The organism is Acinetobacter bohemicus ANC 3994 (assembly GCF_000367925.1).
In the GTDB taxonomy this organism is placed as follows: domain Bacteria; phylum Pseudomonadota; class Gammaproteobacteria; order Pseudomonadales; family Moraxellaceae; genus Acinetobacter; species Acinetobacter bohemicus.
This window is the reverse complement of record NZ_KB849169.1, coordinates 1-14952: the sequence shown is the minus strand read 5'-3', so window position 1 is coordinate 14952 and position 14952 is coordinate 1. Positions and strand designations below refer to the sequence as shown.

Below are 14952 nucleotides of genomic sequence, written 5' to 3'. Positions count from 1 at the left end.
TATAACTCCTGTCGTACCTCACATTCCTTGTATCTGATCTTGTTATTCTTATCTGGAGCATCCTGCTCTCTATGTCCCCATGATAAGAAATCAGCATGAGGTCGTATAGCCGCAAAGGGAGGGAATTGTTGTGCGCCTAAGCGTACATAAGTGCTTAAATTTTACCCCAAGGGTTATCCGCAGAAATTGGGGATAGTTTAAGACATGGATGGGTTGATAACGCACACTAAAGTTTTAATTTGATTAAATAATGATCTATTTTGCTGGCGGAATATATCAAAACAGCTCATAAAAAAGCCGACTTGTTTCTAAGTCGGCTTTTTACTGTTTTTGAGGTCAGTCGAATTTTTTTAACTATATGAAAAACAAAGTCTTTTTATATTGCATTTCGTATAACAGCCATTATGTTAAATGAGAGACATTTTATTAACTTTACTCAGTTTGAAGTCTAGAGATATGGTTCAATATTTTTAAGAGTGCGTAAAACGTACTCTTCTTTTTCTCCGACTGGAGCAACATAATCTATAGCATTTTTAGCTGCATCTAAGCCTTCTAAACGAGCAATTACCCAAGCAGCAAGATACACAGACGATAAACATCCACCCGCTGTAGCGATATTATCTTTTGCATAAAATGGTTGATTTAATACAGATACTCCTGCTTCTACAACCCATGGCTTTGTAGTTACATCAGTACATGCTGGAATATTATTTAATAGACCTAGTTTAGACAAAATTAATGTTCCTGAACATTGAGCTCCTATTAATTGTCTAGAAGGATCAAGCTTCAACTTGTTCATTAATTCTTTATCTGATGCAATCTCCCGTGTCTTCATTCCACTACCGATAAGTACTGCATCAGCAGTATTAACGTCCTCTAGAGAAGATGTTGATTGAATTACAACCCCATTCATTGAAGAAACATCTTGGCTAGGGCTAGCAATACTAACTTTCCAATCAGGCTTTTTTATTCGATTTAAAATGCCTAAGGCTATTAAAGAATCAAGTTCATTGTATTGATCAAAAGTTAAGATAGTTATATGCATTTAATTAGCCTCTATAGTTTCCGTTTTTAGACTTTTTAAGTTGATCTAAATTAACATACTACACCTTATACGAAATGCCTGATTTACATGAATTTCTAGTGTTCAGTTAACATAAAATCTCTTATGCCAAGTTCATAGCTGCTAATTTTCAAATCTAATTTATTTTTTCAATTCCAGCTCTAAAATTTCACCTGGCAATCCATCAAAATCTTTAAATTCTTTTGAATTAAAATTATTTTTAATCAGTATCTTACGAGATGGTATGTTAGTAGGATCAATAATTGCTGTTAATTTTATTAATTTTTTTTGTTCCTTTGCCAACTCAACTAAATCCTCAGCAATGATACTTCCTAGTCCGATACCCCAATAATTAGGAAGAAGCATATATCCAAGCTCTGCTTCAGTATCTTTGATATCTTTTATTTCTAGTTTAGCTAAGCCAACAAAGTCATTAGCTAAGTTAAAAACTTTATATGTTCCTAAGATAGGATGAAGAGAGTTCGCTTCTATAATTTTATTAAAATCCTTTAAAGCTTCTTCTTGTGTTAAACCTTTTTCAGTAATCATTTTCATCACCTCGTAATTACTTACAAGTTTGAAATAGGGATTAAAATCATTAGCCGTAAACTTTTCAAAAAAAACCTTCTTATTCATCATTAATGATCTCTATTTTGAATTAATGAGCGGAAAATTCCGTATTGATGTAGAGCTTTCAACAGGAAAACACATAGGATTCAATATCTAACAATAAAAAAGGCAGCTCAGGCTACCTTTCTTATTTCGCATAATCCGCATTATGCTATTTTTAGAAAAACTACAAGCCTATTTAATTTTAGACAATTGTATGATTTCACTAGACTCAATCAAATCTTGAATGTTATTAAATAGATCTTGAATACATTCAGAAGCTAAATGTTTTTCTAGACAGGCTTTATTTTGCCATTCTTCTAAAAAAGTAAAACGCTTAGGATTCTCTTGATCAAGATATAAGGTATAGTTTAAACAACCACTTTCCTTCCGTGTTGATTCTATTACACTTTTGAAAAGTGAAGTCAACTTAGGTTCCATATTATCTTTAGATACAAATATTGCAACTATTGAAATACTCACGATAACCGTCCTCTCAAAGTTTGTTTAGAAACCTTCTAAAACAATTTTCCCTTTTGCATTTCCTGACTCAAGTAACATATGTGCCTGCTTTAGATTATTTGCATTAATTTTTCCTAAATGCTGATTAAGAGTACTTTTAATCTCTCTATTATCAACAAGTTGAGCAACTTCTTTTAAAATCTTATGCTGTTCATCAATATCACTTGTTGTAAACATGGAACGAGTAAACATTAATTCCCAATGTATAGAAACGGACTTACGTTTAAATGGCATAATATCAAAGCTTGAAGGATCATCAATCAAACCTAATTTTCCTTGTGGCGCAATCAATTCAATAATTTGCTCAATATAAGTTTCTGTATGATTTGTTGAAAATACATAAGTCGGCTTTTCCAAACTAAGGAATTCAATCTGTGTATTCAAATCTTTAGTATGATCAATTACATAATCAGCACCAAGATGCTTAATCCATGATTTTGTTTCTTCTCTAGAAGCTGTTGCAATAACTGTTAATTTTGTTTTTGCCTTGAGTAATTGAATCGCAATCGAACCAACGCCACCCGCCCCTCCAATTATAAGAATATTGCCTGTTTGTTCTTGATCTATTTTGAGACGATCAAATAACATTTCCCATGCAGTAATTGCTGTTAATGGTAGTGCTGCTGCTTCTCCATCGGATATTGTTTTAGGTTTAAGGCTAATAATTCTTTCATCTACAGCTTGAAATTCAGCATTACTACCATCCCTTGTTAGATCGCCAGCATACCAAACTAAATCACCAATTTTAAAATTACTGACACTTTTACCAACTTCAACAATTTCACCTACTGCATCCCAACCTAATACACGTAAGGGATTAGATAAATTTATGTTTTTTCTAACCTTTGTATCTACTGGATTTACAGATATTGCTTGAACTTTAACTAAGACATCTCGCACGTTCAATATTGGTCGCTCTTTTTCAATATCTACTAATGGATTTTGAAATGTATTCTCAGTATCTAACGTATAGGATACAGCTTTCATCATATAGTCCTTTTGTTTAATTTTTCACTTTAACTAATATTCACAAAGTGGTTATATAGACAAATTTGACCCTTGGTGACAAAAAGGAAACTATAGAAATGAGTAAAGTTAAACATTCTCGCTTCGACTGTACACCCGGTTGCTCCGTTGAAGCTGCTATTGGACTACTTGATGGAAAATGGAAAAGTATTATTTTATGGCATTTACTTTCTGATAAAGTTTTGAGATTCAGTGAGTTAAGAAAAAAGATACCTACAGTCACACAAAAAGTTTTAACACGTCAGCTCCGAGAATTAGAAGAGGATAAAATTATTTTAAGAAAAGTCTATGCACAAATTCCACCTAAAGTTGAATATAGCCTATCAGATGTAGGAATTTCTCTAACGCCTATTCTAATTGCCTTAAAAGAGTGGGGAGATAACCATATAGATCTATATGGGAAAACTATTTAATATGTTGATTTTTATAAAAATAAAAACTTAATGCTGTTTAACAACCGCCTTTATGTTTAATAGCGAAATATTACAGAATAAGTTCTAAAGCTATTTATACTTATATAAGTCATTATTTGAGGGATTAAAATTGAAAAAGTCTATACATATTGCACTTTTATCAATATTCGTATCATTCAGTTCAGTATCTACCTTTGCTAAAACAACTGAACAATCTATAACATTTACAAAGGGTACAAATCAAAAAACTCAAATAGGAAAGTTTGAGGGCTATGATGATGTTCAATATAAAATTTACGCAAAAAAAGGGCAAGTTCTTAAATTTAAGGTAACGAGCAATAATAATTTAGCCAATATGAATATTTTTTCTCCTGGTAAAAAACCAGGAAAAGATGAAGCAATTTTTATTGGTTCTACTGAAGGGCAAGTTGGAGAGATTATTTTACCTTCGAATGGTGAATACACCATACAAGTCTATCAAATGAGAAATAGTGCTCGCCAAAATAAGACTGTAAATTTTCAGCTTTATGTTCAGATTCTAGATCAAAAGAGTCAGCATAGTAAAAAATTTGATGCTATTGGAGAATTACCTTGTTCTTTAAACCTAGGACAACCAACTAGACAATGTCAGTTTGGAGTCGTCCGTCAAGGAAATGGAGCAGCCTTATTAACTATATTCTCTAAAGAAAATAAAGAATATATTTTAAAATTTAACAATGGGAAACTAACCTCTCCATCAGGCAAAACTCAGAAAAGAGGAGATCTATCTTTAGTTGAATTAAATACAAATGAACGTTTTGAGATACCAGATGCTGTTATTTATGGCGGGTAAATATATTTGAATCAATCGCTTCTGAATTGATTTTTCTAGCCCAATACTGCTGATGCAAAGCCAAAACGAAGAATTATAATCCTCGTGTTATTCCCAAGTAGCTACCTTATGAAAACTGAAATTTTGGCTTTTAGGTAGCTATCATGTGTGTTGAGACTGTAAAAGGTAGGTATTGTGTGTGTCGAAGGGGAGAAATCAACGTTTAAGGTAGCTATCGTGTGTGTCCAAACCAACATATTTATTTAATATCAATAACTTAATATTTTTAAGTTTTTTTATACCATTTTTTGGACAATAAATTCTAAGAAACCACTAAATATAAAAAAATATTTATATCAATAACTTAAAATAAATAGAATTTATTCAAATCTGAATTTTTACATCAAAATAGACACTTTCTCGGCACACACAATACCTACCTGAAATCTAGAAAATCGAGTTTAACAAAGCGTCTTACATCTCTATCAATGACTCCATTGCTGTGATGTATGTAGAATTCTTAAAACACGAACGGTATTTGCAACGTCATACACCACCACATAATAGGGATGAACAACCAACTCTCTGGTTCCTTTAACCAGACCAGAACGCCCCATCAGGCTGCTGTGAGAAAGCAAATCTGTCTTTTCTTGAATCAGATCATGTAATTCAATTGCAGCAACTAAATTACGCTCGGCAATATAATCAATAATTCGTTCTAAATCGTCTAAAGCCGTCGGTGTCCAAAACACATTCATTATTGAGCTGCCAATTTAGCCAGTAGGCTTGCACGTTTTGCTTCAAAACGTGATTTGACGTCTTCTTGCGAAACCAATTGCCCTGCATTGGCATCATCTAGACCCATTTCAACTTGCTTCTGGAACCAAGCATCATAGGATGCCGCTTCTTGCTGTTGCTTCACAAAATCACGCATGAAATCACGCAATAATTGCGCTCCACTACGGTCTATATTTTTCGCAAAACTCGAAAACTCTTGCTTGAGCGATTCCTCTACGCGGAATGTGAACGTCGCTTCTGTCATGGCTTTGACTCCAATGTGTTACATTTAAATACTAATATAACACAAAGCAAACATCACCCACAAAAACAAGCTTTAGAATCAGCCTACCTGTAGCGAAAAGTTCGATCACGCATGATTAAAATTAAAGATATGGACTCATTTAAACTGTCCTATATGTACTTCTTTCCAGTGGTCTTTTTCCCATTTTTGAATATTTACCAATATCGAAATAATCCAGACATTAAAACGTGGTTATTCAGCAATTTGCTCATCAGCATTACGGTTATTCTCGTCCCGCTTTTCCTTGCTTTAAACATGCTGATTACCAAGTTTTTATACCAAGATCAGGATAAAAAATCGGAATATAACTCCATGGGCCTTGGATTGTTATGCCTGATCTTTCTTATGGCCAGCAACTTTTACCAATTTCAGAAATTCTCTCCAGGAACAGACCTCACAATTGACTATTACCGCATGGCTTTGATGGTGAGTTTTCTTATTGGGTGCTTTATCTCAAGCCTCTGGTTTACTTTAAAATATAAAAAATATTCCAAAAAATATGCGTTGGATTTCAACCCAAGAACACAAAGATTTATGCTGAGTGCACTCCCACCCTTTTTGATTGCGATCACTGTCTTATTTTCTGTCTAAAGGATTAATTTTGCTGATTTTTTGATGCATAGACTCAACTTCTGAAAATGGAATAGCGTCATAGAACAAGCCTGTTGCAACTTTCGAGGCTTGTTTGGCATCTGACCTCAAATCGTCAATTTCTTGGTGTGTCAGATAATAATCATCAGGATATTTAGGCATTTTTGATCTCAGGTCAGGCTCAATGAAATTTAATTATAGTGCTTATTTTTCACCCAAAAACACAATGAAGTGGGTCAGTAATAAAAGAGACACCATGATTTACAAAAATAAATGAACTATTTTTTTCTAATTTTGAACTTTTTTATCGCGAAAATGGGCTTTCAGTAAATAAGAGTTCCTGAATTGGAAACCCGAGACTATTTAAAAGCACGGGTCTAGGCAGGATTTTCGATGAGTTACAGTAAAAAATCTCTCAACTTTAAAAATCATATCGATTATTTTTTAATCAAAAAACCCATTAAATGGTTCGACCATAAAAGAGACACCCTGTTTTCAAAAAAGTTTTATGGATTTTTTTCATTGTTTTTAAGGAATTCATGAACAAATTGGCTCGAGCGTAAATAAGAGTTCCTTGATTGGGGGCGCGAAACCCTTTAATCTCAACCTTGCCAAATATGGTTTTGCTAACAGGATGTGAATAGTGTCCCTCATGCAAAATCTAAAATTCTTGTCGTGAGTTTTATGTGTAAACGTCAGCCAACGTTTACTAAAACTCGCAAAGCTGCGTGCGTGAGAAATCTAGCTGGCGCGGCTATGAATGGCACTGGGCAGTGAAATTCTGTCCTTTGACCAGTTCTGATAGTACTTCTATGAAATGAGGTACTAGACAATAGTTGGGCGACATAGAAACGGGAATCTAGGTGACTAGATCAAACCCTGTCTCATGGAGAGTGTGAGTAACTACAAGGATTGATAGTTGCGTTAACCACACCTATTTCATGCTTCAATTTTTACGAAGGGCATGATGTATGGCGCACAGGTGGGCTGCTGAGAGTATCGCGAGGTACTAGGGAGTATGAGGAGAAATCTGGATTACTCTGGTACTCATTGATTGACTTAAATGACTTGTCGGATGACATTTTAATTTGGTTAATGAGATCGCTGGATAGCTCAAGCCTGTAACGGTGACACGTAAAACGTTATGTCCCTCAGAAATTAAGACTGCATTGATTAAGTTCATTGCGGTTTTTTTCATTTCTGAGGGGTTCAAACATAGCGAAGATGTTGCTTTGCGTAGATCAAGTGCTTTACCCACAATGAAGTCGAATAACGGTGAATAATATGGGTTTTTGGAACTCTTACCGTAAAAAACTGGAAGGCTGTTATTTTACAGAGTGGATAGGCGTACTGATCGTTGATTTAAATCAAATCACCGATAGAAATCAACACAGACTATGAAGACTAATATGGGAATCTCTCAGGTCAACGATTATACAAGGTGGCACCTTGATATAGACTTTTTGAAGCGAAAACCTGCCTTGAGTGGGGCATAAGTTTTAATTTATGAGAGAAGGAGAATTGTTGAGTAGATTCTGCATCAGATTTGAGGCAGATCCAGTCACTTCGAGCGAATAAAAACGTAAGCGGTGATGAAGCGAAAGACAATGCGAGTAATATTTAAAACCATGACAAGGGTTTTAAACGTGAGGTGTGGCAACCTCGGTATCTATGAAATGATACAAACGAGTTTGGCGTGGAAGAAATCCAATTGAATTATTACAAACATTGGCGTGGCTGCGAATGATTGCGATATTTGGAGAGTACTCAGTAAGAAACATAGACGGTGGCTCCGTTGTTGGTTCACGCCAACCAAATACCAAGTTATTTCAATGCGCTTGAACCCTGTTCAATCTCAAAGAAATCGCTTCTAGCCTTGTACTTTAGCAGAGATGTAATTTAGCGATCCGTTGCTTTACGAGCGGTATTCAATTTTAGCAGAGATGTCAGTTTTTTTAGTTAACTACGGAGCGGTCCACATGTGACTTAGCGTAGAAGCAGTTAAAGGAAATCACTGACCAGCGGATGAATGCTTAGCAGAGATGTAAATAACCCGTTAAAGAGCGAGCGAGTGCAGGGTATTAGTAAGTCGTAGTTGTGGAACTAAAACATAACCGGAGAATGTATCAAACTTAGTAGAGAGGACAGTCGGGCATAAGCTGTCTGAACGGTTTGAAAGTCGCTTCCTTTGCAACGCAAAGAAAAGTCGCAAGTTGATAACTGTGAAAACGTACCAATGCGTTCCATTGGCGATAGGCGGTATCGTGAAACTCCAAAAACAAGCCCTGTCCATTTGAATGGACAGGGCTTACCTTATTTTGCGCTCATTTGCGATTTAAGCCCTCTTTTTTTAAATGCTACCTAACATCATAAAAATCTGTAAACAGGCTAAAAACGTAAAAATGAGCTTCTAATCAGTATATATAGAGCGAGTGTCTACGAGCGAACCAAGAAAATTCGCGCCTAGACTCTCTGAAAAACATTTTTTAAAATTTCAGAATCCAAATAATTTTGAATTACATGTAGAAAATTGAGTCTAGACCGAGCGAAGCGAGCAAAAAATTTTATGAGCGAAGCGAATTCCGAGTTGCTTTTGATCTTGCTGTTGCTTTTTCTTAAATTCACCTTGGTATTAAGTCAAAAATTGCCCCCGAATCGAGCGTAAGCGAGATTCAATAGAGTTTGAGCATAGCGAAAACCAAGGGCAATTTTTCAGTTATCCACAATTTTTTTTTAGGCTTCTATGTTTTTAATTATTTTTAATGTTTTTAAATGCTTTTAGGCGAGCTGAAAGCATTATAAACAAAGGATTTCAGAGTTGATAAGACTACAATCTCTTTGTCATAAGACTACAATCTCTTTGTCATAAGACTACAATCTCTTTGTCATAAGACTACAATCTCTTTGTATTTGATTACACTAACTGGTAATGTAGTCTTAATAATATTTAAAACTTATATAGTCTCATGACAAATAATTTAGTCGTTAAAGATAATATTCTTATTAATGCTAGTTACAATCTGGAAGTTACAGAACAAAGATTGGTATTACTATCAATTATTAGAGCAAGAGAAACTGGGCAAGGTATAACCTCTGATAGCAAGTTAGAAATACATGCTTCTGATTACGCTAGTCAGTTTAATGTGACTAAAGAGGCTGCTTATAGTGCTTTAAAAAATGCTGTAAATACTCTTTTTGAAAGAAAATTTTCATTTAAAGAAACCCATAAAGATACAAACAAAGAAATTGTAGTCAAATCACGTTGGGTCAGTCGAATAGCTTATGTTGATGATTTAGCAGTTTTACAAGTCACATTTGCACCAGATGTTGTTCCCTTAATTACTCGCTTAGAAAAACACTTTACAAGTTACCAATTAAAACAGGTTTCACAAGTTACCAGTAAATACGGCATTAGACTTTATGAAATGCTTATAGCATGGCGTGAAACTGGAAAGACACCTATCCTAGAATTAGAAGATTTTCGGCATAAATTAGGACTAGAAAATGGTGAATATCAAAAAATGGTGAATTTTAAAAGTCGAGTATTAGAACCAGCCATTAAACAAATTAATGAACTTACAGATATTCTTGTGCAATACGAACAGCATAAGAATGGTCGAACAATCACTGGGTTCAGTTTTTTCTTTAAACAAAAAAATCCTCCCAATAGTCTAAAAAAATTAAAAACGACTAATACTGAAACTTTGGATATGTTCCCAATAGTTACAGATAAACAAATCCTTTTATTCTCCAATAAACTTGCTCATGACTCTTCATTTGCAGCGAAATATAGTCAAGTTGGCGAAAGTTACGATGATTTTGCTATCAGAATTTCTTTAGAATTAACTAAACCAAAGAAAGTACAAGAATATCTTCCATACCTAAAACAAGTGGGCTTTAAATGATTCTGTCAATTGACATTGTCAACTTAACAGTCAAGTATTAACACCAGTTGAATAACAGTTTACAACTATGAAAAAATTGTCAGTTTCAGAATTAGCAAAATTATATGGATATTCAAGACAGGCTGTCTATGCTCATATTAACAAAGGAAATTTATCCAAAGGTTCTGATGGTTTAATTGACTTTTCAGAAGCTCTAAGAGTATTTGGTGAACCTCAGAAAAAGGATTCTGGTGTCAATCAAAGTCAATCAACTAACAGTCAAAACTTAACAGAAATTGACTTATTAAAACGCCAAGTTGATATACTAGAAAAACAATTGAATCAATCACTATTTAGAGAAAATCAGTCTTTAGAGCGCGAATCTTTCTATCAGGAACAGATTGAAGCTATGCAACGCTTATTAGAAGCACCTAGACCATATACCACTACATCTATCAATCCAGAACCAGCTCACTCTGAACCTACTACAAAAGAAAAAGAAGAGGTGATAGCAATACCACCAGAAGAGCCAGAGGTGATCGAGAATAACTGCATTTCTGTTCCTGAACATGTAGAGCCAGAACCAGAAAAACGGGGCTTCTTAAGTCGCTTTTTCCTACCTAACGGTTAGTTCTTAGAAATCATCACTCAGTTGGTCCATTTTCCGAACCCGCTTAGGCTGTTTTTGTAATTCTAGGGCCCTTCCGACTTCATCTGCGTTTGGATGAGCAATATCAAAAACAGAATCCTCCAGACCAAATACCATTAAAACCGTCACCAAGTTCTTAAAATTAATACTGGGATCACCCTTTTCTAGTCGGCTAATAGTCCGTTCATCGACATGGACTCGATTGGCTAACTCCAGAATTGTCAGATTCCTACGAATTCTTGCAGTTCTAATATTTTGTCCAACTTGTTGGAGCAACTCTTCTACGCCAAACATCAAAAACTGACTAGAGGACTTCTTCATAAAAACCCCAAAAAACCGACATTATTTCCTGTTTAAGTTAGCTTAAACCACATTTAATGTCATATATTTTTGAGAAAAGAAGTCTATCCGGAGCCAAAGAAAAGACACTTTGAGATTTGGTTTTTTAGAGCCTATGATTACTCAGGATTGTTTAACTGAGATGAACAAAACCGTGGAACTTTGATCACTTATTAAGCGTGGAACGTGACAAATCAACAAAAAAGCCCAATCGGTGAGGATTGGGCTTTGATGAAACAGTTAAACTAATGATTTATATGATAATAAAAAGCGCATTTCGTATAAGGTGTATTATGTTAATTTTAGGAAAACTTTAAAAACTATAAAATATGGTTACCTGAGATGATTAGAGAGGCTAAAGCTGTGGTACTTAATTATATCTATATGACCAATTTGCCAATTTATGTTTATTTTTTTTATTTTTTAATTGGGATTGGTTTAAACGTCATTTCATATAATGTTGCAATTAATAATTTTAACACTACACAAGCCCCATTCTTTGTGATGTTCCTACTATTTTTAGTTGGTAACATTCTTCTTATTCTCCTTCTCCAATTAATAAGTTTTCATATCGGTTTATACTTTTTATTAAGTATTATAATTCCATATGCTGTTGTTTGGAGAACAGATTTTTAAATTTGGAGGAACCTTTGTCAAACTGGTTTTTATATTTAAGTCTTAGCACTTTAACTTTGTCTATTTTCTTAGTATATATTTTTCTAAGAAAAAAAAGATTTACAACAAAATTGTCCATTTTTATTTTTATTTTGGGGTGCGTAAATTTTTATTTATCTCTCTTATTTTTGACAAATAATTTTTAATAAAATGAAGATTCTTTTGTTTTTGTTGCACACTATTTTCAATGAAAGTGTAGTCTTATTTAGCATCTTCCAAGGGCAGCTTCATTAGTCTATTTAACATAATGGCCATTATACGAATTTTTTAAATTTCTTTAATTATCAAAAAGATAATCTCATTTTTCAAATTTCGTATAAGGTGTATTATGTTAATTTTAGCCGCTCTTTATACTATTGGAGGAATATTATACTCTGAAAGGTTATCTTGTTCAGGTAGTAATTGAATAACATTTAAGTCTTTCGCTTCGAGTTCACTTAATTTAAAAAAATCTTTTGTATAAACTCCTTTATCTGTTTTAGGACTATATATTGAGAAATTTTTGTTATTAATTTGAATACTAAGATATCCTAAATGCTGAGAATAATCATCTAATGAAGGGTGGATAAATTTATAGCTATTACTGGAATATATGAATTTAGTTAAGGTATTAATTTTAATCCCTCTCTCACACATTTCAATGTATCTAAATACTTTTTCTTTACTTTGTAAATATTGAGTAATCTTTAATAAATTTCCATTCAAAAAATCGACTCTATCTTTTTTTATTTTCATATTACATCTTTTACAAGATAAAGATAAGTTATTTAGATCAAAAGTTAATTCTCTAAAAATGGAAGAAGGTAAAATATGTTCAATATCAATTACCATTCTAAACTCTCCAGTAAATGGTCTTAAACAATAGCAGCAATGAGTACAAGTAGTCAGCAAATAATCTTTTATTTTAGTTTTGACATTTTCTAAATTTTTTGAGTACCAAACTTCTGGCTCTCTATGAGCAAGATCTATCGCTATGATATCTGATTCGTCAAATGTCATTTCTTGGCAACCACTTGTAATTTATCATTATTTAGAATAATTTTTTCTTTCAATTCTTCTAACCAAGATATTTGATTGAAATCATGGGATGCCTCTATATAAACATCTAATTCAGATAAAACCTCGTCTAAAGATATTTTTCCTAAAGTTAGTTTATTAAGTAATTCAGTAATTTTTCTAGATAAGAAGGAGCTCTGAGGTGTTAATATTCCAAATATATTCCAATATATAGCTTCTATACTTTTTTCATTTTCATCTTCAACAATTCTTACATTTGAATTTTTTACATGAAATATAGTATATGAAAGATCTACTTTTTTTTCTTTTTCAAAAAATAAGTTTGTTAAAATTAATGGGGAGTGCGTTGCTATATATATTCTAATATCATGCAAATAAAATAAATCACTAATATTATCTAAATAATCAATTTGCCATTTTGGATGAAGACTTATTTCTGGTTCATCTATAATCAATATATTTTCTTTGTTATCAGATAGGGAAATAGAGATAAAAAATATGCTTAGAATTATATTTCTCTCTCCTGAGCTTAATTGATTAAACCTTAAGATTAAACTTGTTTCTTTATTAATAAGATGTGTCTCAATATTTTCATTCCAATAATATTTTATTAAATATAAAAATTTTATTGAATTTTCTGTTTCACCATAAATATCTTCTATAAAATCAATACATACATATTTATTTCCTGAGTCATCTTCTTTGATATCTAAATAATCAAGAAGCGAACTAATTAAATATGATTCATCATAATCTCCATCAAAAATATCATCATTCAGAAAGTCCTTTTTTAAAATATTATCTTTAACAGAGAAAAAAATTTGACTTTCAAATCCAAGATAATCGAGCATTCTAGCTATCTTAAAAAATCTATTTTCGATTTCATTATATTTGTTTTTTTCCAACAAATTAAAAGTTTGCGTTAACAACTTATGAACAACGGAGTTTAAGTCACTAGCTCTATGATTTGGAAATAAAAATTTAGATGATCTTTTTATTAAATTTTTACCTCTAGGATTATTAATGGTAATTAAATTTTTCCGATTATCCTTAAAATGCAAGGCGATACTATCTAGAATACGAGTTTTACCTTGCCCATTCTCACCAATCAAAATATTAATTTTTGATGAACTATTTTTTACTAAACTTAAGCTCATAAATTTAAAAATTTATTAAAAAATAAAATTTTAAGCATATAATTACTACATTACAATATAAATTTTTATGGACAATATAATATCTAAAAGATATATAGTTTTATTTCCTCTGTAGGTAATTACAATCTGAAAGAATTTATAAAAAAATTATTTAACATAAAATCTCTTATACGAAATTCATCAGTTGTTATTCCCAAGTAGAAATTTCCTAGATAGATACATGAGCTGATTAACCATTACATTCGGCTCATATTGTGAGCCGAATGTGCTCAAAATACTCCCATTTAACAAAAAAATAGGTTTTCGATAATCTCGGAGCAATTTAGTTTCTTTACAGATACGACTTAGTAGTATTAAAATACTACTGTGTGGTATTCAAGGTTTGAAAATGCTAACAATATGCGAAACACCTTATTTTAGTAAAATTTGTTTTATGTATTGGGATGAAAAAGAATATGAGGAATTTAAGACGTTCTTATCTTTAAACCCTAATGCAGGTGATGTTGAGCCTAATTCAGGTGGTATTCGTAAGGTTAGATGGACAAGTGGTGGACGAGGTAAAAGCTCTGGTGTTCGAGTCATTTACTTTAACCGTTTAGAAAACGGTGAGATTTGGCTACTGACACTCTACAGTAAAAAAGAGACCACCCAACTGAGTAAAAAGACACTTCAATTATTAGTGGAGAAACTAAATGACTCGTTTAACGGCTAAAGAAATCGAAGCTTTTGAGGCAACTAGAGATATTGAAGCAGAAATTTTGCAGGGTATAGACGATATGCTTGCGAATAATGCAGCAAAACGTACTGTGATTACCGAAACAGATGTTGCCCTTGCTCGTAGAAAAGCAGATTTAACACAAGAACAATTTGCCAATATTCTAGGTACATCAAAGCGAACCTTAGAAAGTTGGGAACAAGGGACAAGACGCCCAAGTAAAGCTGCTCAATCGCTCATTAAGCTTTTCATTATTGATCCTAAGTTTGTTCGAGAAAACTTAGCCTGATCTAAAAAGTACAGCCAATAAAAAACCCCAACATCCTGTCGGGGTTTTTCGTATTGGGTGCTTTGGTATAACTCCTGTCGTACCTCACATTCCTTGTATCTGATCTTGTTA

At 32.9% G+C, this 14952-nt stretch carries 16 protein-coding genes and 1 pseudogene; 7 read left to right on the top strand and 10 right to left on the bottom strand.

Going from position 1 to position 14952, the window contains the following annotated elements:
- Nucleotides 1–448 precede the first annotated feature (448 nt).
- The 4 genes from F994_RS09625 to F994_RS09610 all read right to left on the bottom strand — a co-directional run bounded on the left by F994_RS09625 (nucleotide 449) and on the right by F994_RS09610 (nucleotide 3181).
- Nucleotides 449–1045: a DJ-1/PfpI family protein gene (locus F994_RS09625; RefSeq protein WP_004650149.1), complete on the bottom strand. Its 597-nt coding sequence runs from the start codon at nucleotides 1043–1045 to the stop codon at nucleotides 449–451.
- 159 nt (nucleotides 1046–1204) lie between these two features.
- The gene (locus tag F994_RS09620; RefSeq protein ID WP_004650148.1) at nucleotides 1205–1702 is read right to left on the bottom strand and encodes a GNAT family N-acetyltransferase; all 498 of its coding nucleotides are present in this window, start codon (nucleotides 1700–1702) and stop codon (nucleotides 1205–1207) included.
- Between the two features lie 165 nt (nucleotides 1703–1867).
- A complete protein-coding gene (locus F994_RS09615; RefSeq protein ID WP_004650147.1) occupies nucleotides 1868–2155 on the bottom strand; it encodes a putative quinol monooxygenase in 288 nt (95 codons plus the stop codon).
- Nucleotides 2156–2179: 24 nt separating this feature from the next.
- Nucleotides 2180–3181 (bottom strand): zinc-binding alcohol dehydrogenase family protein, encoded by a 1002-nt coding sequence (locus F994_RS09610; protein WP_004650146.1) that lies wholly within the window; start codon nucleotides 3179–3181, stop codon nucleotides 2180–2182.
- Nucleotides 3182–3279: 98 nt separating this feature from the next.
- Here F994_RS09610 and F994_RS09605 point away from each other — a divergent pair, with 98 nt between their 5' ends.
- Nucleotides 3280–3633 carry a winged helix-turn-helix transcriptional regulator gene (locus F994_RS09605; protein ID WP_004650145.1) on the top strand — a complete coding sequence of 118 codons (354 nt, stop codon included), beginning with the start codon at nucleotides 3280–3282 and terminating at the stop codon, nucleotides 3631–3633.
- Nucleotides 3634–3763: 130 nt separating this feature from the next.
- Nucleotides 3764–4180: pseudogene (locus F994_RS09600) on the top strand (DNA breaking-rejoining protein); the annotation flags it as partial.
- A 749-nt stretch (nucleotides 4181–4929) separates the two neighbouring features.
- Here F994_RS09600 and F994_RS09595 read toward each other — a convergent pair.
- Nucleotides 4930–5202 (bottom strand): type II toxin-antitoxin system RelE/ParE family toxin, encoded by a 273-nt coding sequence (locus F994_RS09595; RefSeq protein ID WP_004650142.1) that lies wholly within the window; start codon nucleotides 5200–5202, stop codon nucleotides 4930–4932.
- Nucleotides 5202–5486, bottom strand: a complete 285-nt coding sequence (locus tag F994_RS09590) for a CopG family ribbon-helix-helix protein (protein ID WP_004650141.1) — start codon at nucleotides 5484–5486, stop codon at nucleotides 5202–5204. The genes F994_RS09595 and F994_RS09590 overlap by 1 nt, the downstream gene beginning before the upstream one ends.
- 111 nt (nucleotides 5487–5597) lie before the next feature.
- Between F994_RS09590 and F994_RS09585 the strand changes: the two genes are divergently transcribed.
- Nucleotides 5598–6116: a hypothetical protein gene (locus F994_RS09585; RefSeq protein ID WP_004650140.1), complete on the top strand. Its 519-nt coding sequence runs from the start codon at nucleotides 5598–5600 to the stop codon at nucleotides 6114–6116.
- Here F994_RS09585 and F994_RS17495 read toward each other — a convergent pair.
- A complete protein-coding gene (locus F994_RS17495) occupies nucleotides 6102–6278 on the bottom strand; it encodes a hypothetical protein (RefSeq protein WP_004650139.1) in 177 nt (58 codons plus the stop codon). The two genes, F994_RS09585 and F994_RS17495, sit on opposite strands and share 15 nt — an antisense overlap.
- Nucleotides 6279–9082: 2804 nt before the next feature.
- Here F994_RS17495 and repM point away from each other — a divergent pair.
- Nucleotides 9083–10021, top strand: coding sequence for a replication initiation protein RepM (repM, locus tag F994_RS09580; RefSeq protein WP_004650138.1), 939 nt, complete (start codon nucleotides 9083–9085; stop codon nucleotides 10019–10021).
- Nucleotides 10022–10088: 67 nt separating this feature from the next.
- A complete protein-coding gene (locus F994_RS09575; protein ID WP_004650137.1) occupies nucleotides 10089–10631 on the top strand; it encodes a plasmid replication DNA-binding protein in 543 nt (180 codons plus the stop codon).
- Between the two features lie 3 nt (nucleotides 10632–10634).
- Here F994_RS09575 and F994_RS09570 read toward each other — a convergent pair whose 3' ends face one another.
- From F994_RS09570 to F994_RS16985, 3 genes are all read right to left on the bottom strand, one after another.
- Nucleotides 10635–10970, bottom strand: coding sequence for a helix-turn-helix domain-containing protein (locus F994_RS09570; protein ID WP_004650136.1), 336 nt, complete (start codon nucleotides 10968–10970; stop codon nucleotides 10635–10637).
- A 1041-nt stretch (nucleotides 10971–12011) separates the two neighbouring features.
- Entirely contained in the window at nucleotides 12012–12662 is a 651-nt protein-coding gene (locus tag F994_RS09560; RefSeq protein ID WP_034697015.1) for an HNH endonuclease, read from the bottom strand.
- The gene (locus F994_RS16985; protein WP_004650132.1) at nucleotides 12659–13837 is read right to left on the bottom strand and encodes an AAA family ATPase; all 1179 of its coding nucleotides are present in this window, start codon (nucleotides 13835–13837) and stop codon (nucleotides 12659–12661) included. The genes F994_RS09560 and F994_RS16985 overlap by 4 nt, the downstream gene beginning before the upstream one ends.
- Nucleotides 13838–14225: 388 nt before the next feature.
- On the opposite strand from F994_RS16985, the gene F994_RS09550 reads away from it, so the two are divergent.
- Complete coding sequence (locus F994_RS09550; protein ID WP_004650131.1) at nucleotides 14226–14549, top strand: hypothetical protein; 324 nt, start codon at nucleotides 14226–14228, stop codon at nucleotides 14547–14549.
- Nucleotides 14530–14841 carry a helix-turn-helix domain-containing protein gene (locus F994_RS09545; protein ID WP_004650130.1) on the top strand — a complete coding sequence of 104 codons (312 nt, stop codon included), beginning with the start codon at nucleotides 14530–14532 and terminating at the stop codon, nucleotides 14839–14841. The genes F994_RS09550 and F994_RS09545 overlap by 20 nt, the downstream gene beginning before the upstream one ends.
- Nucleotides 14842–14952: the final 111 nt, after the last annotated feature.